A 22334-nucleotide genomic window follows, 5' to 3' on the forward strand; every position below is an offset into this window, starting at 1 on the left:
TATCATGAGTTCCTTGAAGGAAGGGACGAGTGAGTGGCCGCGTGTTCAAACAGCGCGCGGCGGCGCAGAAAAGCGGCGGATGGCGGTGCGATCTGGATAACGCTGCGATCGCGGTTGATCTCCTGCCAGCGGTGGCAGGCAACCTGACGTCCGCCGTCGAGCACCTGATTGATCGGCTCGACCTGGCGGCATTCATCGGTAACGTACGGGCAGCGAGTGTGGAAACGGCAGCCGGACGGCGGGCTGGCCGGGTTGGGCAGATCCCCCTGCAGCAGCGGCGCGTCGCGCTCAACGCCCGGCTGCATCTGCGGCGCCGAGGCGATCAGTGCCTGCGTATAGGGGTGCAGCGGCGCGTCGAAGATTTCGTCGACGGTGGCAAGCTCAACGATTTGCCCAAGGTACATGACCGCCACGCGGTCGCTCATATGGCGGATCACCGCCAGGCCGTGGGCGACAATCACCATCGTCAGCCCCAGCTGGTGCTTCAGGCTTTCCAGCAGATTGACCACCTGCGCCTGAACGGAAACGTCCAGCGCGGAGACCGGCTCGTCGCCCAGCAGCAGCTTCGGTCCCGAGGCCAGCGCGCGCGCAATGCCGATACGCTGCCGCTGCCCGCCGGAAAACTCGTGCGGGTAGCGCCCGGCCCAGGCGGCAGGCAGGCCAACGGTTTTAAGCAGCTCGGCGACGCGGTACTGGCGGTCCCCTTTTTTCATGTTCTGGTGCAGCCACAGCGGCTCGCCGACGATCTGCTCCACCGTCATGCGCGGGTTCAGCGAGGCGAAGGGATCCTGAAAGATAATCTGCAGCTCGCGGCGAAGCTGGTTAAGACGAGCTCCGGAGGCGTCGGTGATCTCCTCCCCCTGGTAAAACACGCGCCCTACGCTGGCGGCCAGCAGGCGCAGCAGCAGGCGGCCGAGGGTGGATTTCCCGGAGCCGGACTCGCCGACGATCGCCAGCGTTTCGCCCGGCATCACCGAAAGTGAGACGCGATCGACCGCAGTGACAAACCGTGCCGGGGTAAAGAGCTTTTTCGGACCGGGAAAGCGTTTACTCAGGTCGCGGGCTTCAAGAATGGGGACGGTCATGCAATTTCTCCCAGAGCGATGTGCTGTTCGAGCGGCACGCGGAAGCAGGCGACCTGATGGCCCGCACCGAGCGCGGTGAGCTGCGGTTTTTCAGCATGACAGCGCGTCTGCGCAAACGGGCAGCGCGTCGCGAAACGGCAGCCTTTCGGCATGGATTCCGGCAGGGGTACCGCGCCGGGAATGGTGGAGAGCTGGCCCTTGCGTGCGCCAAGAGAAGGGATCGAACCCATCAGGCCGATGGTGTACGGGTGCTGCGGGTCGGCGAATATCGCCTCCACGCTCCCCTGCTCCACCACCTGCCCCGCGTACATCACCGCCACCTGCTGGGCGACTTCCGCCACCACGCCTAAATCGTGAGTAATCATCAGCACCGCCGTGCCGGTTTCCTCTTTTAAGGTGTTGAGCAAGGCGAGGATTTGCGCCTGAATGGTGACGTCGAGCGCAGTGGTGGGTTCATCGGCAATCAGCAGTTTAGGGTGGTTAATGAGCGCCATCGCAATCATCACCCGCTGGCGCATGCCGCCGGAGAGCTGGTGCGGATACGCCCTGAGGCGCATCTCCGCCGCCGGGATCTGCACCTTCTCGAGGGTCTGCAGCGCGACCTTCATCGCCTCGGCGCGCGAAACACTCTGGTGGCGTATGACCGCTTCGCTCAGCTGATCCCCCAATGTAAACGCCGGATTGAGCGAGGTCATCGGCTCCTGGAAAATCATCGCCAGCTCGCTGCCGCGCAGATCGGCATATTCCCGCGGCGAGAGCTTGCGCAGGTCATGACGGCGAAACTGCATCTCACCGCTGACAATCTGCGCGCTGGCGGGCAGTAACCCCATCAGCGCTAATGAGGTGATACTTTTCCCGCAGCCGGACTCCCCCACCAGCGCCAGCGTTTCGCCCGCTTTGACCGTCAGGGAAATGCCGTCGAGTACGCTCACCGGCGAGCCGGAAAACCTGACGTTGAGATTATTCAGCCGCAATACGGGCGTGGCGTCCTTAAAGGGTATGGTCGTCATAGCGTGAAATCGTCCTCAAGGTGGATCGCCTGAATCAGGGCGGCCTGCAGGCTAAGCAGGTGCTCGCGCATCGCGGCGGCGGCTTCATTAGGCTGACGATGGATAATCGCGGACATGATCTTGTGGTGGTGGTCGTTGTAGCTGTCGACACGTTCGGGCGTGCGGGCGAGTTCACGCAGATGCTGCCAGCCGGGTTCCCGACGGACGGCATCAATTGCATCAAAAAGCCCGAGCATCAGGCGGTTGCCTGCGGCTTCGGCAATGGCGCGATGAAAGGCGCTATCCCACAGTTCGTTGAGATCGCGGTCATCCGGGCTGACCTTATCAATGCGTTCCAGCATGCGCTGCATGAGCGCGAGGTTTTCCCTGGTGGCACGCAGTGCCGCAAGCCGGGCTAAGCCGGGTTCAAGCTGTAGACGAGCTTCCATCACTTCCAGCAGGTTAGTCTGCTGAACCAATCCCTGAAGGGCCAGCGGTTCAACAGGAGCTGCCGGGCCAATAAAAGTCCCTTTCCCCTGCTTTCGCCAGATACGCCCCTCTTCTTCCAGCACGTCCAGCGCACGACGGACTTCACGTCGCCCTACGCCGAGAGTATCCGACAGCTCACGTTCCGTGGGCAGCGGAATGCCTGGTGTTGACTCGTGCTGGTTAATAAGCCCGCGCAACTGCTCAAGCGCGGTGCTGGAATTGGCCAGAAACCGTGACGGTTTTTCCATATTGGTTCGCTCGCTTTCATCATGACTTTATTTTTATTAACGATAAGTTATTGATATGACGTGCTACTTATCGTGCTAATGATTAAGCAATAAACGAACCAATTCGCTATTGGTTCAAATATAAATAACAGCGGTAAAATTAATCTGATGATTTTTAATATATTATTTTAATCGACTCGGTCGGGCACAGACACGCGCCAACACGCCTACACGCCAAAAGATGCACAAAAACAGTGCAATGCATGCACCAAAAACGATCAATTGTTAATGTAATGCACCTAAATTGTTTTAATCATGTTAACCAATAGTTATGTCATATGCGCAACTGTACCCCTGGTGGGTGAGAGTTATCCTTATTGATATCTTCACCACCTTCTTTCGGCGATCCCGGTCATTAAAATACGTTCGTCATTATTCTATTTTTTATTTTCACCAACAGACCATTTCAGATATTTAAATGATAAGCACTGATTACTTTAGTTAATAAAGTAAAGGGACGTAACGGCCAATATTTAAGATATCTCAGCATACATTCCACGACGTAAATAACGCATCATAAAAAATCAACAAAACGACAACAACCACAACGCTAAATAAACATTTCACATGTCAAATTTCCATTTAAGAAATCCAGTAACTATCTGTTTTCACAGCATTTAAATCTTAATAAGAACGCCAGTATGGCAATTCATATTATTTAATTAAGAATTTTACCTGGTGGTCTGTATGATTATTCCTAAAGAACGACGGCAATTTCGCTAAACATCTTTAAATTATTAATGTATCGATTCAGTGCGTGTGAGGTAAAATATGTACAGTGCGACTAACAACCCAATCCATTTATCTTCCACTGATAGACTGCCCGTCTGTCATACGCCATCTATGCATTGTTATGGTTGTGATAAAAAATGTCATTTTGACAATTCCGCACTGCATGAAATTAAAGAGTGCACGGGTCTTGAGTATTACATCTGGCCTGACAATAATAGTTTTCTTGTTGAAGGTATTCGTCATTATTTCACTGACGTAAATGATAAATACATTACTCAGCCTGTGGTGATTATTGATTTTAGCCATAAAAACATCAATTACTTCCTGTCAGACAACTGGCTGGATCAGTTCAAGAACATGAGACTGATTCTTGTCACCGATAAGAAGATGACCGCCATTGCCCATTACTGGTTTTACAACGACACGTCCGACACGACGATTAGCTCGGTGATCTTTTACGACGACACGGCCGAGGAGGTGGCAACAAAACTGCAGAAAACCTTCCTCGCGAAAACGATTAAGCCCGCAGGCAGCAGGCCAAAACTGAGCCAGAATGAATACAGTCTGTTTGCGTTTCTTTTCAACGGATGGACACCCAAGAAAATCGCATACCGAAACGGAACCAGTGTCAAGAACACCTATGCGATGAAAAACAGAATCGAACGCAAGCTGGGTGTGTCAATTACGCGACTCGCAAGCTGACGTATACTGAAAAAAACGTCTGGCATGGCATCATGCAGTAAAATACTCGCTGTCGAAAATTCCTGGTACGACCGCGAGTAATCTTACTGCCACCCGTTTTCATCCGTAATGCAATTTTAAGATGAATGTTGATATATTATATCAAATTTAATATTTATAATATGGACGCACTGCGTTTAACTTAATGGATAGAGTGATTATTAATAATATTGAACACCACGACAACGCAATGCGCTGCTATGGATGCGTGAATAAATGCGTCTATACATCTGTACAAACAAAAAAGAATGTAGAGTGTACCGGTGTAGAATTTTACATTTGGCCAGAGAATAACTCATTCCTGATTGAGGGACTGCTGCAGTATTTTAGCAATATTAATTCAAAAGTAATTTCACAGCCTATTGTGGTTATTGACTTTAACTATAAAAACATAAATTACTTCTTAACAAACAACTGGTTAAGTCAGTTTAAAAACTCCAGATTGATTTTAATCACGGATAAAAAAATGGCCGCTGTCGCGCACTACTGGTTTTACAACGATACGAGCGAAACGGTCATCAGCGCGGTCATTTTTCATGATGATGTGACAGAAGATATCAAAACCAAGATTAATCAATCTTTTATGGGCAAGATCACACGCCCCTCGGAGAAAAAGGCAAAGTTAAGTGCAAATGAATATGCACTTTTTGCTGAATTGTATAAGGGACAACTGCCAAAAAAAATTGCCATGAAAAATGCGACTAACGTAAAAAATATCTACGCCATGAAAATACGTATAGAGAATAAACTTGGCGTTCCCATTTCAAGACTTGCCAGTTGAATAGTAATACGCAGGAAACATACATTTACCTGCCGAGATGTAAATTATTCCTAAGCGAGTGGTTACTTATCCTTATTGTGTGCCTGATGCTTAACTCATACACTAAGATATTGCCAGCGCTTGTATTTTCAGCATAAACAATCCGCTACCACTCATCGTATTCATGGATGTTTCTGGTCGTTTTTTAAATCGCACATTCTTTACTTTTTTAATTCTAAGTGAGGAACGTCACTACAGGTCTGGATTCGATAATGAGCACGCATCTTTCCACCGTTGAAATTAATTCAGAGCACGACTTCAATAATATTGAAGATCCCCGAAAAGATTCCCTTCTGTGGGGTGTTGAATGGCTTTGTACACATCATGCTAAGTTTGCCAGCAAAGAAGTCCTCTATGCTGGCCTGCCAAAAAGCGACAAGCTTGAGCCAGAAATGGCATTGCGCATGCTTGACCAGATGGGAATATCTGCCGGTTGGGTAAAGCGCGATCTGAGCACCCTCTCCTCGTGGCTATTTCCTTTACTGATAGCACGTAAAGACGGGACCTATTGCATTCTTACCGCGCGTAACGGAAAGCGCGGAGAACATACTTATAAGATTGTGGTACCGGAAAACGAAGGAACCGTTGTCGTGACGGAGGCGGAGTTAAACGACGTCTACGGCGGTTATGCCCTCGTCACGACGCGCAAGCCGACGCTGGACGAGCGTGCAGACGACCAGCTGTTGCCGCAGGCTCAGGCGGAAGGGCATTGGCTCTATTCGACGCTATGGCGCTACCGCCACTACTTCTACAGCGCGGCGCTGGCCGCACTGCTGGCGAACATTCTCACGCTGGCAGGCACCTTCTTTACCATGAACGTCTATGACCGCGTCATTCCCACGCAGGCCTACGTAACGCTGTGGTCGCTGGCGATTGGCGTGGTAATTGCCATTGTATTTGAATTTTGTAGCCGACAAATTCGAGCCTACCTGATCGACATCGCCGGGAAAAAAGCGGACCTGATACTCGGGGCAAAACTGTTCCGTCAGGTGATGTCGATGCGAATGGAGTACAAGCCACAGTCCTCGGGCACCTTTGCCAACCAGCTGCGTGATTTTGAGGCCGTGCGCGACTTTATTACCTCAGCAACGCTTGCAACGTTGTCCGACCTGCCGTTTTGCGCCCTCTTCATGTTCGTCATCTACCTGATTGGCGGCCCGCTGGCGATCGTGCCGTTAGTCGCGATGCCGCTGATTTTGATTGTCAGCATCATCATCCAGTGGCCGCTGGGCCGCTACATGGAAGAGAACGTCCGCGAAATCTCACTGAAGCAGGGTCTGCTGATTGAGAGCATTGAAGGGCTGGAAGCGCTGAAAGCGGCACAGGGCGAAGGGGTGATGCAAAAACGCTGGGATGATTTCAGCGCTCTGGCAGCCGCGTCGTCGATGAAAACGCGTTATCTCTCGATGCTGACCACCAACTTTGTCTCTTTCGTGCAGCAAATCACGACGGTCTGCATCGTCGTTCTTGGCGTGTATCTCATTCACGCTGGCGAGCTGTCGATGGGGGCGATGATTGGGGTGGTGATCCTCTCCAGCCGCTCGCTTGCGCCGCTGGCGTCGGTTGTCGGGTTAGCGCTGCGCTATCAGCATGCCAAAACCGCGCTGAAATCGCTGAACCAGCTGATGGAAACACCGACCGACCGCGATGCCTTGCTCAATTATCTGCCGACGCCGAATTTCACCGGCAGCATGCGCCTCAACAAGGTGGGCTTTACCTATCCGGTGCCGGGCATGATGGTTGCGCCGCGCATCCTCGACAACATCAACATCAATGTTGAAGCCGGTGAGCAAATCGCCGTGCTGGGCAAAATCGGCAGCGGAAAATCGACGCTGTTGCGCGTGATGGCCCGCCTGTATCAACAAAGCAGCGGCCAGATGTTCATTGACGGCGTAGATGCCACCCAGATTGACCCGGCGGACTGGCGAGCCGCGGTGGGCTATGTCGGCCAGGATTGCCGTCTCTTTTACGGCACGCTGCGCTACAACATCATCATTGGCAACCCCGGCGTAAGCACGGAAGAGTTCCTGCGCGTCGTGCGTCTGACCGGGCTGGATCACGTGGCCGCCAGACACCCGCTGGGTTTTGACATGCCAATTGGCGAAATGGGCAACTGCCTTTCCGGTGGACAAAAACAGCTTGTCGCCCTGGCCCGCTGCCTGCTGCTACGCCCAAAGATCCTGCTGATGGATGAACCCACCAGCTCAATGGATGCCATGACCGAAACGCTGTTCCTGCGTCGGCTCAAAGAGGCGACGCAAGGGCAAACGCTGATCATTGTGACCCATCGCATGTCGGTACTGAGCCTGGTTGAGCGTCTGATTGTGCTGGAAGACGGGCATATCGTGAAAGACGGGCCAAAAGATCAGGTGATGGCCAGCCTGAATGAAAACGTGATGAAGAAAAAACAAGCGATGCATTCGGTTGAAGAGAAGCAACAGAAACAAGGTGCAAATGGATGATGAACGAGGACGAAGTGAATCATAACGCCTCAAAGGGAGAGGCCGACTCCGGGACGGGTGCATCCTCCACGGCGTTGAGAAAGGTAGACAGCAACGGCGGGAAAACCCAGCTGGCAGTGCAAAAACCGCAGGCCACAGGAAAGGTCAAAGCAGACGATTTGAAATTCATGAATGACCTGCAGGGCGCGCTGATCGCACAGAAAACCCCGTTCAGCATGATCATGCTCTACACCATCGCCCTGGTGGTGGTGGTGTCGCTGGTGTGGGCGCACTTCGCACGGGTTGAAGAGATCACCCGTGGCGATGGCAAAGTGATCCCGGCCAGCCGCGAGCAGCTCATTCAGAGCCTGGAAGGGGGAATTCTTGAGGAGCTGAACGTTCAGGAGGGGGATATCGTCGAGAAAGGGCAAATTCTGCTGAAAATTGACCCGACCCGCGCAGGGGCCAGCTACGGTGAATCCCTCTCTAAAGTGCAGGGGCTTAAGGGCAGTATTGCCCGCCTCCGCGCGGAAGCTTACGACACGCCATTGACCTTCCCGCCCGACATCGCCGGGATCGAGTCCATCGTGCGTGATGAAACCCAGGCCTATAACGCGCGCCTCAAAACCCTGAACGAGAGCGTTCAGGCCTTACAGCGCAGCCTGTCACTGGCGCAAAACGAGGTCAGCCTGTCAGAGCCGCTGGCCCGTAAAGGGCTGATGTCGGATGTGGAGATCCTGCGCCTGAAGCGTCAGGCCAACGAGTTCAGCCTGCAGATCGCAGAGCGAACCAACCGCTTCCGCTCCGACGCCAACAGCGAGCTTAACCGGCTGGAATCTGAACTGGCGCAGGCGGAAGAGATCCTGCGCGGGCGTCAGGATGTGATGAATCGCACCACGGTTGTTGCGCCGGTACGCGGCACCGTCAACAACATTCGCGTGACTACGCGCGGTGGCGTTATCCAGCAAGGGGCGGAAATCATGACCATCATTCCGCTCGAAGATAACCTGCTGGTTGAAGCCAAAATCAAACCGTCCGATGTGGCCTTTATCCATCCGGGGCTGCCCGCCACGGTAAAAATTACCGCCTACGACTACGCCATTTACGGCGGGTTAACCGGCGTCGTCGAGCACCTGAGTTCCGACACCCTGATTGATGAGGAAAAAGCGCGTCAGGGACGTGGCGATTCGACCTATTACCGGGTCTTCGTCCGCACCAATCGGGCGGCACTGCAGGTTAAAGACAAAGAGTTCCCGATCATACCAGGCATGGTGGCGAACGTTGAAATCAGAACCGGGGAGAAGACCATTTTGTCTTACATCCTCAAACCAATACTGAAAGCGCGCGAAGCATTCAGAGAGAGATAATTTTATGGTTAAGGCACGTAAAGAGCGTCGTTGGGCCAGAGTAGCCACCGCGGTAGCACTCTGTTTGCCCTGCTCTTCTTTCCTCATTCCGCTCCACGCGGCTGACGTAGCGCAGGTTAAAAAAGACCTGTCCTCGCTGCCGCCGATGCGCACACAGTCACAGTTAACCCGCGCCGCGCAGACGCCAGCGCAGCCTGCGGTGCGCGCGAGCACTCCGGGGACGGCTCAACGGACCTCGCTGCCCTCAATGCGCACGCAGTCGCAGTACGCCAGTACGCAAAAAACCGTACCTACACAAACGTACACCGCGTCGCGACCGGCAAGCTACGCCGCGACGCAGCAAACTGCGGCGCCTCAGCCGAAGTACGAGAACGGTACGGCTAATAAAGCGGCGCTGAAAACGAATTACGATTTCTTCCCGCCCGTCAAAGAATACTACAAGCCCGAACCGGCCTACGCGAACGTTCGCCAACAGGGCGCATCGGCAAGCTCCCGCGCCACCAGCGGCATGTCGCAAGGCTATTTCAACGGGGCCAGCACCAGTGACTCGCGGGAATTCCTGCGCAGCATGGTTGCAAGAGCGCTGGCGTACAGCCCTGAGCTGCGCGCGGCCTCTTCTGAGGTTCTGGCCTCGGACTACATGGTGGATCAGGTCAAAGGCCAGCGTATGCCGCAGGTGCGGCTGGGCGTGACGTCGCCGCTGACAACCGTGGGGGGAGACCGCCAGGCGTCCAACAATACGCATATCAGCGACTCCAGCGGAACGGTTTCCGTCAACACCCCAGTGATCGACTGGGGACGCATCGGTCATCAGGTCGATAACTCGCTGGAAACGGCAAAAGCGGCCCGCTATTCCAAAGAGTATTCCCGCGAGCAGCTGGCCTATAACACCGTGTCCGAGCTGATGAACATGAGTCGGTACCAGCAAAGTAAACTGGTGGCGAAGCGCTATGTTGGCCGCATGAAGGAACTGGTCAACATGCTGTCGCAAATCACCCAGGCGGACCGCGGCAGAGAAAGCGAACTGGTGCAGGCGAAAGCGAAACTGATGTCCGCGCAGGCGAGTCTCGACAACATCGAGCATCAGCTGAGCGCCAGTAAAATCAAGCTGGTGCGCCTGCTTGGCGCAGAGCCTGTGCTGCCAGAGAACCTGAGCTGGCAGGATACGGTTATCCCGGCATCCGTCGCCATCGGCTCGCTGGACAAGAACCCGATGATGCTCAACCTGCAGTCCAAAGTCCGCGCGGCGGAATCGGAAGCCGAAAGCATTAAAGCGGCTGCGCTGCCGCAGGTTAACTGGGTCGTCTCCAAAAGCACCGCCAAGGACAGTAACGGTAACGAAGCGGGCTGGTATACCGGCCTTAACGTGGAGTGGGAAGCGTTCAGCGGCGGCTCTCAGCGCGCCGCTCAGATGACGGCCCGCGCTAAAGCCAACGTGGCGCAGCAGCAGTATGAAGTGAGCTACCGCGATCTGGAGTATCAGATTAACTATCAGGTGCAGGTGCGAGACTCGTCATTCCTGCGTGCAGATGATTACGAGCGTCTCTCAGGCGAAACTGACCGCGTGCGCCAGATGTTCTACCAGCAGTGGTATCACCTGGGTAAACGCACGTTGCTTGATGTGCTGACCGCTGAAAACGACCACTTTAACAACCAGCTTTCCGCCATTAATAATCGTTATGACGGGTACATTTCCAACGTGAACGTCATTGCCAGCGCCGCGATGATGCTCAGCTGGATGCGGATAACCTGAGCCGTAGCGACCTGATAAAAAAAGCCAGACCCTCATTGCTGAGGGTCTGGCTTTTTTGTTGCCCTTTGCGTCTTACCAGAGGGCGTTTTCTTTATCGATCTCCGCCCAGCGCAGATACATGTCGCTCGACATCATGAAGTCGTTATGCCATTTCCACCAGGCGTGGAGGGTGTAATAGGCCAGACAGGGCAGATAGCTCAGCAGGAAGTACACCTCAAACCACACCTTCCACCCCAGCAGCATGAGCAGCAATCCCACCACTGCCGACCAGACAAACTCCACTCCCACCAGCATCACCAGCCTCAGCCACAAAGGTTTCTCAGACAGGGCGCGCCAGGGGATCGTCGGGGAGAAAAACAGGTCGATCTCGTTAAGGAAAAGATGCCCCAGGAAGATATACCGCTTCGTGAACCGTAAAAACAGCAGATTAATGGCCAGCACCACCGCGCAGAGCACCAGCATGGTAATGATGGACTCGAGGGTGAAGTAACGGCCATAGCGATCGAACTGTTCACTGTTACGTAAGGGGCTAATCGTCAGCAAGTTCATGACGACGGACATGACGACGGCGATGGCGACATAATGGGACAGACGTTTATATTTCCCTTTGTCCCGCGCCGAGGCGATGACCTGTCGGATGTAGATCGAACGCATCGCTGCGAACATTCCCCAGACGATGAGCGGCGCGACGAGGGTTAGCGTCAGCAGCACGATCCCCGGCTGGGCCAGGGTGAGCATCAGCGCAATAATGCCTGCGAAAACCAGCGTGGCGCTCGCGAGCACCATCACGGGTTCGACAATCATCGCATTCACCGGCCTGGTCTCATTCTGCAGAAAAACAGACAGATCGACATTTTTGACCACGCACTTATAGGCCCAGAACGCCTTGAGATCGGCAATGAAGCTATACAGGATCAGCGCAAAAATACCGCTCGCCAGCCAGGCATCCTGCCGGGTAAAGGAAAACCCGGCGTTTTTCCAGTAAAAGCCCATCAGGATAAAGGTCACGATAGAGATAAAAAGAAGGTTCCTTTTATCCTGAAAGCGAATGAACGTTAAATAATCTGGAATCATATCTCGACCATTACATCTCTAATGCTTTTCTGCAGTGCAGGACGCGTTCGGCATTAAAACCGGCAAAATCATTCAGCATTTGACCGAGATAAGGTTTGTTACTCATCTCCAGGAACAGCGGACGCTCTGAATGGTTGATAAATCTGGCGACAGAATCGTTCCATTTCACCGTGTGGGTCAGGTGCAACGACAGATTTTCTTTGATTTTTTCCGGCACGATTTCCATCCTGCCCGTCACGTTCATCAGCACATCATACGCGGGTGAGGTGAAAGGTTGTCCGGCGAGGAAATCCCGCATCAGCTGGACGCCCTCTTCCATTAGGCGCGTATGCCAGGCACCGCTGACGCCGAGCTTAATCGGCTCATAGCCTTCATCCGCCAGCACCTGGGCGAAGTCGCTCAGCGCAGCCGGTGTCCCGCCGATAACCTGCTGGTGCGGGGTGTTGTCACAGCTGATATCCAGCGCAATCCCGGAACGGGTGATGATGTCGCTCAGGGTGGCATAATCCGCCCCTTTCAGCGCGATCATTGCCCCTTTCTGCTTTTTGCTCACCGCATCCATGGTGCTGGCACGGAAATGCAGGGTGCGGAATAAGGTCTCCAGAGAGATCGCCCCCGCCGCATAGAGCGCGCTGTACTCCCCGACGCTATGGCCGCAGGCGCCCGTCACCCGAAGGTTGGGGAAACGCTCACGGCAAAGGCTATAGAGCGATACGTTGATCGCCGTGACGGCCAGCTGCTGTACCGTGGTCTGGATCAATCGGTTCATCGGCCCCTTGAGGCAGAGTCGGCGAAGATCGAGGCCAGAAATATCGCTGGCGCAATCCCAGATCTGTTTCGTCGTTGAATTCAGATCCCATAGATCGCTGCCCATCCCGATTACCGGGTTCCCTTGCCCGGAAAACAGCAGCACAACAGGCTGCGATGTATTATCAAGCGTCATAGTCATTTCCTTATAAATAATACTTAAAGCCAACATAACCACCGGCGACGTCACCGAAGAATGCAAACTCAGAATTTGCGCTACCCAGAGCGGAATAGACGCCGGTATACGCTTCCAGCTGGTCATCAATAAAGGTCAGCGGTGCGCTGAGGTGCAGCCCTGCCATGGAGCTTTTATCCATCAGGTTGAGGATGAAATAGGGCTGTGCGGTAATCTGATGCGTGAACCGCACGCTGGACCAGGCGTTGAGATAATGTTTTCCCTGCAACATCCCCTTATTACCCGTATTGCCGATCTCGGAGGCCATCAGGTATTTATAGGAATCATATGCCCTGTCGAGCGGTGCATAGCCTGTAGCTGTGTTCAAAAAGGTCATCAGATCGCGCTGCTTGCGCCATTCAGATCGCGAATAGCCTTCGCTCTGGTAATAGTATTCCAGGCCGAAAACGTTGAAGGTATCGGAGGTATATTGCCCGCCCACGGCCAGCTCAACGCCCTGTTTCTCTTTTGTTTCATACAGCGAAGTGGGGAACTGATACCGCTCCAGCTCCGCGCTTTTCTCTTCGGACAGATGACGCCAGCGCTGTTCCGCATGCCACGCCACGTCGGCATTGAACGTGAGCTGAGGGGTGTAGTTGTAACTGTCTGAAAGCGCGACCGACAGCGAGTCACCCATCAGGACACGCATCCCCGGCGTATGGTCACGGAAGACATGGGAGGTATAGCTCAGCAGCCAGGATTCACTGCTGTTGCCACGCTGATTCGCAGACCAGTTCCCGGAGGTCAGGTAGTATTCATCCACCGTCGCCAGCTTCGGGATCATCGTCAGCGAAAGCGACTCGTCCCGGTTATCCATCGTCAGCGTTGCAGCCCAGGAGGAGGACTGATAAGCCGAGCGGAGCTGAGGATCGTAAAGCCGCGTCGGTTTTGCACCGTCGTAATAATGCGGCGTGAGATCCGAAGGCGAGCGCAGGAAGAAGAGCCCCGGCCTGGACGAAAGCTTCCCGACCTCAAGCTGCAGGCTGTCCGACAGGGTGTAGACCAGCTTAAGGCGCTCAATTAACAGACGTGAACGGCGGTCATCTTCTTCAAACGCACCGAGCTTACGCGGGGAATACCAGGTGAGCCCATAGAGGGATAAATCCAGGTCCAGCGTATCCTCAATCAGCGAACAGCGGCTTGCGACATTCACCCCGGCATCGTTGTAGATATTGTGTCGGGTGTACGGGTTTCGGCCATTGATTCGCCACTCCGAAATCTGTTTTTTAACGACAGACACCTGCTCATACAGCGTGACGGACGTGTTCTTTGCAACGTCACTGCCGGACAGACAATCCGCGAATACGCTGACGGGCAGCGCGGCGAGCATCAGGGTTAAGCCTGTTAATGTACGCTTCATTTCGCGCCTCGCTGAATAGACTCGCGCGTGAACGCCGATTCAGGTAACGATTCATAACGCACATCGCTGTAGGTCATGACGGAATAGCTCTTGCCGTGGCGCGCCTCTTTCACCACAATTTTCATCGGGCGCATTTTGCCTAATACCATCTGGAAATCCTGATACAGCACTTCTTTGATTAACTTATTGTCCAGAGAGAAATAGGCGGCTTTATAAGGACGGTTATCCCCCTCTTTTTCAACGTAATAGTCCACCTTCGGCCAGGTCACTTCAGCCGATTTACGCACCAGCTCCAGCTTATAGCACTGCGTTTCGCCGCAAGGCTCTTCCCCCTTCAGCGTGGCGTCGTAGGCATATTCAAAGTTGGTGACAATGACGTCGCCATTGGAAATTTGCCCAATCAGACGCTGCTGGCGAGAGACAGGAACAGGACGGCGGAGTTCTGGCGTGTAGAACCATAAATCGTACCAGTCAGAGAGCAGCACCTTTCCCTTGTCGCGCGGCGGATAAATAAAGCGCGCAAGGGAGCGGGCATCCGCTTTCATCTCGCCTTCTGGCTTCATAAAGCGCATGGAAATATCCAGCACCTGTTTATTGTCGGGCTGCGTGGCACCCGTTTTAAATTCATGGATGGTGAGGGTGTAGCGAAAGGGTTTATTTGGCGAACGGACTTCATCCGCACGACGAATAATATCCACCGCCTTGTCATCGGCAGAGGCGGAATACGCCCCCGCCGAAAACAGACAGGCACCCAAAAGGAGTGAGGCCATAACGCTGAGTTTCATATCGCTTCCTTACGAGAATTTAAATGCGTCCGAAATATTGAGCCGTGAAGCACGTAGTGCGGGTAATACCGAGGCCCCCGTCGCGGTCAGGATCGGCAATACCAGGGTTATCCAGTTCAGCGCGAGACTGTCGGTTTTAATAAATGCGGTATAGCCTTGCGATTGCCCCGGCGACGGTGGCATCGCGATACCGTACAGATTAATGACGCTGGCAATGGCGTAACCTATCGCCAGGCTGCCAATCGCGCCGATAATGCCGATGAAAATCCCTTCCAGTAAAAACAGGCGGGTAACGTGCAGCGGTTTGAGGCCAATGGCCCTGAGCGTGGTAATTTCACGGGTGCGTTCGATAATATTCATCGTCATCGAATTACCGATCATGAAGATGACAATCAGACCGACAATGAGCTTAATAAAGAAATAGATCCCGGATAACAGCCCTTCTACCTGCTGATAAAATATCGAGGCGTCTTTCCAGTCTTTTACGATCAGCGGTAAGTTATGCTCGGCAATAAAGCCGCGCAGTTTCGCCGTGAACGCGGCTGTATCGTCTTCTTTCAGCAAGATCAGCACTTTACTCACGCTGTTGGTGCCCATAATACGTTGAGCCGTACCCAGCGGAATTTTCATCGCCACGTCATCGTAATCTTTGATCCCGGATTCAAAGATACCGCGTAGCTTCATGGAAAGTGCGCCCTGCCCGCCTTGCGTATTGACCACCAGCACGTCCAGCCAGTCGTCGTAGTGCGCATTCAGCGTTTTCGCCAGGCCGCTTCCCAGCGTGATTTCGTCCGTGCGGATGCGGGACAGATCGCTGCCGGTGATTAATTTATCAAACGAGCCCAGCTTCAGTGCCGGTAGCGGTTCAACGCCCAGCGCGGAAAAATAGCTGGAGGTTTCACTCTCATACTGTGAAATAACGCCGGTGAACTCCAGCTGGCCGGAGAGCGTCGAGATATCCTCCGCCAGAGCCGGATCGTTAAGAATCGCTTTCTTTAATGCCGAATAATCTTCGATCAGGCTTTTGTTTTTATTGGAGGTCTCAAAATAATTTTTGTTATAAATTTGCACATGACCAATATTGGTTCGAATCGTTTGCTCTTTCAAAATCCAGAAAGAGTAATCAATAAACCCGCCGTACAGGAATATCGACACGCCGCCCAGCATGATGGCCGCCATGGTCGAAAACGATCGTCTCTTGTGGCGAAACAGATTTAAAAAAGCAAACTTCACGTCCCGCGATCGGAATAATACACACCAGAGGACAAAAAGCAGGATCAACACCACAACGCTATTCGCTAACATCATTTCCCCGGACATTTATTTCCCTTTCGCCAGCGGCAACAATATTTCTGTCACTTCGTTGATATCCCACTCTGGCGCACTGCCCGATGCCAGAGACGATGCCGTATTCGCATTACGCAGTTCAATCTCTGCCAGTAACGCGTCTGCCTGCCGCTTGTGTTTGCAACTCAACAGCGCGCGATAACGCATTTCGTTGATGTGTTCCACCAGCCCCGCATTGAATACGTCAGGCGTATTCAGCATCTGTTCCGTATCCTTTAACGTCACCACGCAGCGCCCGATTGACGCAGGCAACCAGGCATCGACCCGGGCACGCATATAGCGCACCAGCATGTTGTCTTCATAAAGATCAACCGCCTCATCCAGATAGAAAAAGCCCGTTTTCCCGTACTCCGATGCGCGAATAAAATCGTTGGTCTTGAGGGCGCGATCGGCCTGACGCAACGTTCCGTAGGCATAGAAAACCAGCGAAAGAGGATTATCGTTGGCTTTGTATTCTTTAAAGAGAGACTGCGTCATCTCTGCAAGCATGTCCGCTTCCTGCGGAAAACCGCTCTTAATAACATGCTCGGCGACGGGTGCCGGTGCGGCTTTAATGTTTCCGGCATAGGCCAGGCACAGCAAAAACCAGCAAAGAAGGAAAAAATTACGATTGTGAATCATGAACTAAAACTCCGTCCTTAATTTCAACCACGCGCCGCGCACGCTCTTTAAGCTGGCTTGAATGCGTGGAAATAATAAAAGTGGTGCGCGTCTCCTGATTAATTTTCAGAAGAAGATCCAGAATGGCCTCCCCGGTGACCAGATCGAGGTTCCCGGTCGGCTCATCGGCGATGACCACCTGCGGGTCGTGCGCCAGCGCCCGGGCGATGGCCACGCGCTGCTGCTGGCCGCCCGAAAGCTGGCCCGGTTTTCGCTCGGTGAATCCCGCAAGCCCGACGCTTTCGATGAAGTGCAGCGCCCGCTCTTTGGCCTCTTTTTTCCCGACGTGGCCGTTTAGCACCAGCGGGAAAAACACGTTATCGAAAACGCTCAGTACCGGTATCAGATTGAAAAACTGAAAAATAAAACCCAAATGCTTGCCGCGGATCGCCGATAATTGGTCTTCCGGCAGTTGATTCAGTAATTTTTTCAGAAACATCACCGAACCGACGGTGGGTTTATCAATTCCCGACAGGATATTTAACAACGTACTTTTGCCGCTGCCGGAAGGCCCGCAGAGCGCCAGAAATTCGCCTTTTTCTATTTCCAGATTGATATTTTTCAGGGCATCGACTTTGCCTTCGCCCGAGCCATAACTCTTATAGATATTGTTCAGCGATATCGTTGGGAGTTCTTTAATTATTCCGCTCATGGAGATGTCGTTATTCCTTGCAATATTCAATGTCGAAATAGCTGTAACCAAACTGCTTGTCGGGAACGATGGTTCTTAATCGCCCCGAAAAATCAGCATGTTGTTTGAGCCAGGCGAAACTTAACGCTGGAGTCAGGCAGCCGCTGGCACCGTAGAGATCAACCAGATCCAGCGTGTTCTTCGCGGGCAGCGTCGAGCGAGACAGCAGGTCTTTGCGCAGGCCCGAAAACGCAATCTGTTCGGGAACCTGGGTGTGCTCGATAGCATCGGCCATGACGTATTGCCCGCCGTTCACCCGGATAGCGCTTTCCTGCTGGCTGAAGATGAAACACCCGGCGCGTTCAACCGTTAAATTGACGTCTTCGGCCTTGCCTTTACGCTTCTCTCCCCACTTGAGGGCAATGTCTTCATCAGAAAACACCAGAATTGGGATCGCCCGGTACGCCGTGCAGATCACGACAAAATCAAACACGTCCCAGCTCAGGTAGTCGTTCGCCAGGCTGAGGGCCTGCACGAAGGATTGCTTCTCACCGCGGAGCTTGCACGTGGGGGCGTTAACCGAGAATTTCTTGACCAGATTTTTGGGCAGCGTGTCGATCGTTGAGATATGCAGTGCACTTGAAATATTCTCAAACGGCCCGGATTCCCCCCACGAGTCGACATAAATAAATGCCGTGCGCTGTTTCAATAAGCGCATTCGCTCTTTAGTGGGCAGCGCCATCAGCGCGTCATCCGCCGCCTGATCCATCGCCTCAAGGTATTTTTGATATTGCGGGTTACGGATCATTTCACCGGGATAGAGATCCGGCTGCGTACCAAAACGTTTTAACCCCCAGCCGTTAGCATGGGTGGATTTCGTCGCCTTATTGTATAAGTGTGCTTCCCAGGCGTTTAACCAGCTGGGTTGATAGAAATAAAATTTATCTTCCGGCTCAATAAGCGAAAATGAGGATAAATACATAGGGCTCTCCATAATCGTTCAAAGGCCTCGATGAATATCAGACATCACGGCACCGATAATTGAACCATCCACGCCAACCCCTACCTTAAGCAGATGGTTTTTGTGGTGCCCAATGATGCCGCGGTCAATAACAACATGCTGCGCAACGCTATCAATAATGGCGTCGTTGCCCACGGGTGAAATCAGCTCTTTCTGCGATAACGTATGGTGACCAATAATTAAATCGACGATGCCTGAGCCGGTGGCGGTATAGCCAATCTGGCCTTTATAGGCGAGAACCGGAAGGGTATTTCCCTCAGCAAAGACCTCTATCGCTTTTGCTTCCGCTTTATCACTGATGGAGGAGCCGTTGCCGTGCGGAATAATCGCGCACAGATCTTCCGTGCTGAGGTCCGCTTTTTTCATCGCGGCCTGCATCACCTTTAATACATTGGTGCTGAGCCAGGAGCTGTCATTGCTTCTTCCGGCACTAATCTGCGTGTAGGTGGTTTGCAGTCGTATCCCATGTCCTGCTTTTCTGGCGCGTCGGTGGCGCGCATTTTCCAGCAGGATCGCGCTGTATCCCTCAGCAAAAAGCACGCCTTTACTGTTTTCACCGAACGGCTGGACCAGGTGCGTATCCAGCATCGACTGGGTATCAAGGAACCAGATATCCTGGGTTTTAATTTTTGAGCAGTTCACCACCAGCACAATATCAACGCCGCCATGCTCAATAGCCTGGCAACCTAAATGCACCGCCGTCATCGCTGAATTACTGGTGCAGTTCATATTGGGCGGTAAATACTGCAGGTGATATTTACGTGCAAGATGCCCGGCAATACGATCCTGCGACATATTATCGACGTGCAGGGTCATTAATGATTTTGTCAGATGAATATCTTCAATATCATTTTTGTTATAGAAACTCTTGAAGGCCATGCCATCGACCCGAGGGCCGATGCCGGTTAAATAAACGCGGGCGTTGCACCCGGCCAGCCATTGAACATCTAATCCGGCCTGGGCGAGTGCATCGTCGATCAGACGATAAAGCAGATCTAATGCGCTATCATCCGTATGATCCAGCGTGGCAATATGCTTATTGCCATCGAACCCACACTTAATTGCCTCGTCGTCGGATTTAAACCAGGGCTTTCTTTCAACACGTTTGCCCAGCTTCAGATTTTGAATAAGCTGAATACTGTCTTCGGCAAACGGCAGACAGGAACTGAACCCCGAAATGATAGCGGCATTATCCACAATATTATCCTTTAATCACAAACGCGTAGTAGTTGCCGCCTTCCGTCGCGCCTACCAGCAGCACGTGCTTCAGGGCGAGCTTCAACGGTTCACGAACGAAGTTGATTCGCTTATCGAAGAACTCAACGGTATGAGGAATGGCGGGAACCGCCTGCTTCTTAATACAGTCAATGATGACGGCCAGGTTAAGCAGCCCGGCAGCAGACGCGACAAAGCCAAAGCAGGCGTTATAGTTCACGACCGGTACGTCCGGTTTGGCCTGAGCGAAGGCTTCAGCGATGGCATCGATTTCAATGCGTGAGCTTTCATCGCTGCCGTTGCTGGTGCCGCAGACCAGATCGATCTCCTGCGCCGTGACGCCGGCATCCTTCAGCGCGCGGGTAATCGCCAGCGCCATGGAGGCGGATTTCTCGTCCTGCTGAGAGGCATCGAAATAGCTGTTGCTACAGGCTTTACCGTAACCCACCACTTCTGCCAGCACCTCAGCACCACGCTCTGCGGCGCGCTGCGGATCTTCCAGCAGCAGCATGCAGGCGCCTTCGCCGGGAATGTAGCCCTTCGAATCGTTACCGTAGATGTGGTAGTCGCGAGCGTCAGAGGTCATATGGAGCTTACGGGTGACGGCATCCATATAAAGTGACATCGACGGGAAATACTCGTCCGCACCGCCCACCAGCACCTGCGGCTGCAGATCCTGACGCACGATTTCGTAGCCGTAGGTTAATGCGCCTAATGCCGCATTCTCCCCGGTCGCCAGGGTGGTGGTGTAGCCCTTGATCCCTTCGGAGATGCCGCAGAACGTAGGGATTGAGTTCATCAGCGAGCCCGGGAACTCAGAGGTTCTGACCTTGCGCGGGTCTGGCTTCAGGCTTTGCAGGTATTTGTAGGTGGTTTCCTGCGGGCCGCTGGACATCCCCATCACCATGCCCAACGCATCGCCATCACGTTTAATTTTACGCTTCGCCTGTTCCAGCGCTTCGGACAGTGCAATCAGCGCGAAGGTGCCGCCACGGGTGGCTTTACGCGGGTCAAAGCGACGCAGATGTTTACGCGGCTCAAGGCCGGTGACCTGGAAGGTTTTAAAGTGTTCGTTCGCTTCCGGACGGGTGGCCGTCAGCACGCTGAACTCTTCACCAAACAGCGTCTCAAACTGACGGGTTGATTCGAGCACATCCAGCAGCTCTTTCGCCTCTTCCAGCGTGTCTTCCGGGAAGGTCACGCCGCCCAGTTCAACGCTATGGTTCTGCTTCCAGACGTTGTCGAGGATCTCGTTAACGGTGTGACCAATCGCGGAGACGGCCCCCAGACCGGAGATTGCCACGCGTTTTTCGTCGTAGGTGCTGACCGGAACAGAACACGGCTCCATGCTGATAATCATGCTGCAGTTATTACCGCCGAAGGCATAATTGTTCTTCATGAAGAGGTTGATTTTCTGGTCGCGGAAGTCGTTTGGCACGTAGTCCAAATCGCAGTTTGGACGCGCGTTATTGAAGTTCAGCGTCGGCAGAACGCGGTTATCCGGCAGCGTCACCAGACACGCGATCAGTTCGACGATACCCGCCGCACCGATGTTATGGCCAAAGTAAGACTTGGTAGAGCTGACCAACAGCTTCTCGTTGTTGGCGAACACCTTTTTCATCGCCAGCGTTTCGATGCGGTCGTTCGCTTCCGTGCCGGTACCGTGGGCGTTGACGTACTCAATCTGCTCCGGGGTGACGCCCGCGTTTTCCATCGCCTTATGCATCACCTGTACGGCACCGCTGGCGCGCGGATCCGGCCCAGTTTCGTGGAACGCATCGCAGGAGGTAGCGTAGGAGAGGATTTCACCGTAAATGGTGGCACCGCGCGCGACGGCGTGCTCGTACTCTTCCAGCACCACGGCGCCTGCGCCTTCACCAATCGACATGCCGGAGTTGCCGGAAAACGGCGTACAGGCTTCCGGATGCATGACGTTCAGGGCATAAAAACCGGCGAAGGTTGGCAGGTAGATCGGCTCTGTCCCGACGGCCAGCATCGTTTTGCTTTTGCCGTTCTGGATGTAGTCAAACGCCATACCGACCGCGTTAGGACTGGCCGTACAGGCGGTCGCGACCAGTTCAACCCCGCCCTGCAGTCCGAGCAGCGTAGAGACGCTGGAACAGCAGGAGGAGAAACCGCCGGAGAACAGCGCCTTACGCAGGGAGAAATCTTCCATGCGCTGTTCAAACAGCGGCAAGAACGCCTCGGTGCCCGCGGAGGAGACGCCCACAATCAGGCCCGTCTCTTTCAGGTGGGTCTTATTCTCGGCCAGCCCCGCCTGATTCAGCGCGTCTTTACCGACCTTATAGGCCCAGAGTGCGGCATTATCCAGTGACGCAATAACGTCATCCGGTAATTCTGAATAATCAATATCATGTAACACTTCAGCCGCGCGGGCGTTTTCAAACCATTTTGAAAAACGCACGCTGTCGGTGACGCCATTTTTTTTATTTAATAATGCGTCTCTGAAATCCTGAAGGTTTTCAGCCAGTGAGGAAAGGATCCCAATCCCGGTAATAACAACGCGTTTCCGGTTTGTCTTCATAATTAAGTAC

General features: G+C 53.5%; 18 protein-coding genes. 5 read left to right on the forward strand and 13 right to left on the reverse strand.

Going from position 1 to position 22334, the window contains the following annotated elements; all coding sequences use genetic code 11:
* Positions 1 to 2: 2 nt before the first annotated feature.
* The 3 genes from K5E19_RS18160 to K5E19_RS18170 are packed head-to-tail and all read right to left on the reverse strand — an operon-like array spanning position 3 to position 2811.
* The gene (locus tag K5E19_RS18160; RefSeq protein ID WP_221552428.1) at positions 3 to 1085 is read right to left on the reverse strand and encodes an ABC transporter ATP-binding protein; all 1083 of its coding nucleotides are present in this window, start codon (positions 1083 to 1085) and stop codon (positions 3 to 5) included.
* Positions 1082 to 2095: an ABC transporter ATP-binding protein gene (locus K5E19_RS18165; RefSeq protein WP_221552429.1), complete on the reverse strand. Its 1014-nt coding sequence runs from the start codon at positions 2093 to 2095 to the stop codon at positions 1082 to 1084. Before K5E19_RS18165 ends, K5E19_RS18160 begins: the two co-directional genes overlap by 4 nt.
* On the reverse strand, positions 2092 to 2811 hold the full coding sequence (locus tag K5E19_RS18170) for a FadR/GntR family transcriptional regulator (RefSeq protein WP_010427872.1): 720 nt from the start codon (positions 2809 to 2811) through the stop codon (positions 2092 to 2094). The genes K5E19_RS18165 and K5E19_RS18170 overlap by 4 nt, the downstream gene beginning before the upstream one ends.
* A gap of 810 nt (positions 2812 to 3621) precedes the next feature.
* On the opposite strand from K5E19_RS18170, the gene K5E19_RS18175 reads away from it, so the two are divergent.
* The 5 genes from K5E19_RS18175 (at position 3622) to K5E19_RS18195 (ending at position 10704) form a co-directional block, all read left to right on the forward strand.
* Positions 3622 to 4284: a hypothetical protein gene (locus K5E19_RS18175; protein ID WP_221552430.1), complete on the forward strand. Its 663-nt coding sequence runs from the start codon at positions 3622 to 3624 to the stop codon at positions 4282 to 4284.
* A gap of 184 nt (positions 4285 to 4468) precedes the next feature.
* Positions 4469 to 5104, forward strand: coding sequence for a hypothetical protein (locus K5E19_RS18180; RefSeq protein ID WP_250901318.1), 636 nt, complete (start codon positions 4469 to 4471; stop codon positions 5102 to 5104).
* A gap of 251 nt (positions 5105 to 5355) precedes the next feature.
* Complete coding sequence (locus tag K5E19_RS18185) at positions 5356 to 7605, forward strand: type I secretion system permease/ATPase (RefSeq protein WP_221552431.1); 2250 nt, start codon at positions 5356 to 5358, stop codon at positions 7603 to 7605.
* Positions 7602 to 8951 (forward strand): HlyD family type I secretion periplasmic adaptor subunit, encoded by a 1350-nt coding sequence (locus tag K5E19_RS18190; RefSeq protein WP_221552432.1) that lies wholly within the window; start codon positions 7602 to 7604, stop codon positions 8949 to 8951. Before K5E19_RS18185 ends, K5E19_RS18190 begins: the two co-directional genes overlap by 4 nt.
* Before the next feature lie 4 nt (positions 8952 to 8955).
* Positions 8956 to 10704 (forward strand): TolC family protein, encoded by a 1749-nt coding sequence (locus K5E19_RS18195; protein ID WP_221552433.1) that lies wholly within the window; start codon positions 8956 to 8958, stop codon positions 10702 to 10704.
* A gap of 72 nt (positions 10705 to 10776) precedes the next feature.
* Here K5E19_RS18195 and K5E19_RS18200 read toward each other — a convergent pair whose 3' ends face one another.
* From K5E19_RS18200 to K5E19_RS18245, 10 genes are read right to left on the reverse strand one after another with little or no spacing between them, the layout of a single operon-like run.
* The gene (locus K5E19_RS18200; protein WP_221552434.1) at positions 10777 to 11778 is read right to left on the reverse strand and encodes a hypothetical protein; all 1002 of its coding nucleotides are present in this window, start codon (positions 11776 to 11778) and stop codon (positions 10777 to 10779) included.
* Positions 11779 to 11788: 10 nt separating this feature from the next.
* Complete coding sequence (locus tag K5E19_RS18205) at positions 11789 to 12721, reverse strand: ACP S-malonyltransferase (RefSeq protein ID WP_221552435.1); 933 nt, start codon at positions 12719 to 12721, stop codon at positions 11789 to 11791.
* A gap of 10 nt (positions 12722 to 12731) precedes the next feature.
* Positions 12732 to 14120: a hypothetical protein gene (locus tag K5E19_RS18210; protein WP_221552436.1), complete on the reverse strand. Its 1389-nt coding sequence runs from the start codon at positions 14118 to 14120 to the stop codon at positions 12732 to 12734.
* Positions 14117 to 14890 (reverse strand): outer membrane lipoprotein-sorting protein, encoded by a 774-nt coding sequence (locus K5E19_RS18215; RefSeq protein ID WP_172701396.1) that lies wholly within the window; start codon positions 14888 to 14890, stop codon positions 14117 to 14119. Before K5E19_RS18215 ends, K5E19_RS18210 begins: the two co-directional genes overlap by 4 nt.
* A 24-nt stretch (positions 14891 to 14914) precedes the next feature.
* Positions 14915 to 16225: an ABC transporter permease gene (locus tag K5E19_RS18220; RefSeq protein WP_221552438.1), complete on the reverse strand. Its 1311-nt coding sequence runs from the start codon at positions 16223 to 16225 to the stop codon at positions 14915 to 14917.
* Positions 16226 to 16873 (reverse strand): hypothetical protein, encoded by a 648-nt coding sequence (locus tag K5E19_RS18225; protein ID WP_221552440.1) that lies wholly within the window; start codon positions 16871 to 16873, stop codon positions 16226 to 16228.
* Positions 16857 to 17564, reverse strand: a complete 708-nt coding sequence (locus K5E19_RS18230; protein ID WP_221552441.1) for an ABC transporter ATP-binding protein — start codon at positions 17562 to 17564, stop codon at positions 16857 to 16859. Before K5E19_RS18230 ends, K5E19_RS18225 begins: the two co-directional genes overlap by 17 nt.
* Before the next feature lie 10 nt (positions 17565 to 17574).
* Positions 17575 to 18525, reverse strand: a complete 951-nt coding sequence (locus K5E19_RS18235; protein ID WP_221552443.1) for an ATP-binding protein — start codon at positions 18523 to 18525, stop codon at positions 17575 to 17577.
* Between the two features lie 18 nt (positions 18526 to 18543).
* On the reverse strand, positions 18544 to 19761 hold the full coding sequence (locus tag K5E19_RS18240; protein WP_221552445.1) for a beta-ketoacyl synthase: 1218 nt from the start codon (positions 19759 to 19761) through the stop codon (positions 18544 to 18546).
* 4 nt (positions 19762 to 19765) lie between these two features.
* Positions 19766 to 22324 carry a beta-ketoacyl-[acyl-carrier-protein] synthase family protein gene (locus K5E19_RS18245; RefSeq protein WP_221552447.1) on the reverse strand — a complete coding sequence of 853 codons (2559 nt, stop codon included), beginning with the start codon at positions 22322 to 22324 and terminating at the stop codon, positions 19766 to 19768.
* Positions 22325 to 22334: the final 10 nt, after the last annotated feature.

Source organism: Enterobacter sp. RIT637, from assembly GCF_019718755.1.
GTDB lineage: Bacteria > Pseudomonadota > Gammaproteobacteria > Enterobacterales > Enterobacteriaceae > Enterobacter.